Source organism: Pseudoalteromonas holothuriae, assembly GCF_945859825.1.
GTDB classification, from domain to species: Bacteria; Pseudomonadota; Gammaproteobacteria; order Enterobacterales; family Alteromonadaceae; genus Pseudoalteromonas; species Pseudoalteromonas holothuriae.
In genome coordinates this window covers 1-1,278 of sequence record NZ_CAMAPC010000065.1, presented here as the reverse complement: position 1 = coordinate 1,278, position 1,278 = coordinate 1, and the positions used below count along the sequence as shown (strand labels likewise).

Here is a 1,278-nt window from a genome sequence, read left to right as displayed (position 1 = left end):
TAGTGACAGAGCCGGAGCTGAAGTTTATGTGTTACTTCAGCTCATCTTCAGCGATATTGGGCGACTTTGGAAGCTGTGACTATGCGATAGGGAATCGTTACCAGATGGCCTATGGGCATTATAGAGAGCAACGTGTTGCGGCGGGTGATTTGTCAGGACAGACATGGGTGGTGAACTGGCCACTTTGGACGTCAGGTGGAATGGGACACTCGCAGGCTCAAAGTCGCAAGTTGTATTTGCAATCGAGTGGTCAAGAAGGGCTAAGTAACGAAGCGGGTCTAGAAGTGTTTGCAGAGTTGTTAGCGGGCCCGAGTGTGCAGAGATTGATATTGGTGGGAGAGCGAGAGCGCACAGAGCAGATAGTGAAGGCGTTGGAGCAGCCGATAAAGATACCAGTTCAGGAGGCAAAGGAGCAGGTTCGTTCATTAATAGTTGATGATGAGCAAGAAGAAGCACTGGCCCTTGCGTTAGACAAGGCACTGAAACGACAGGTGAGTGAGTTGTTGAAGATACCGGATTCAGAGTTGGAAGATGATGAGAATCTGGTTGATTATGGGTTTGACTCACTGGGTTTGGCAAGCTTTGCGGAACGATTATCGGTGCTTTATCAGTTGGATATTACGCCGGCGGTATTTTTCAGTCATAGCAACTTAGGGTTGTTGAGAAAGCATTTGATTTCGAGCTATGGTGAGCAGTTACGGGCACATTATGGTTTGGGAGTTGAGACAACGGCGCAGACGAAGCTAACGCGTGATGTAGTGACGAAGCATACGGGTTCCCAAGAGGATGAGTGCTTGGTTATCACAGGGATGAGTGGTCGTTTTGGAAAAGCGCAGAATGTGTCGGACTTGTGGCAGTTGCTGGCGGAGGGAGAGAGCTCGGTGACGAGTTTAGCGCAAAGACGGCAGATATTGGATGATGGTGGTGCGATACCGAGCAGTGGTTGGCGTTGTAGCGTGATAGAAGGAGAGCGCGCGTTTGACAATGTTTTTTTTGATATATCACCACGAGAGGCCCAGTGGATGGACCCCAGACAAAGAGTATTGCTAGAGGCGGCTTGGCACTGTTTGGAAGATGCGGGTTTGGTTGCGGATGAGCGACATAAGATAGGGATGTTTATAGGAGTAGAGCAAGGAGACTATCAGTTACTGACACGAGGAGGGGGGAGTATTACAGCGAACCATGATGGCGTATTGGCATCGCGTTTGGCGTATTTTTTAAATTTATCGGGTCCGGTAATGGCATTAAATACGGCATGTTCATCGGGTTTGGTTGCGA

Annotated in this window: 1 protein-coding gene; it reads left to right on the top strand. The window is 49.1% G+C overall.

All coding sequences use genetic code 11. The features are described from left to right. Positions 1 to 26: 26 nt before the first annotated feature. The coding region (locus OCI93_RS20870; protein WP_261627252.1) for a beta-ketoacyl synthase N-terminal-like domain-containing protein at positions 27 to 1,278 on the top strand (1,252 nt) is incomplete at its 3' end.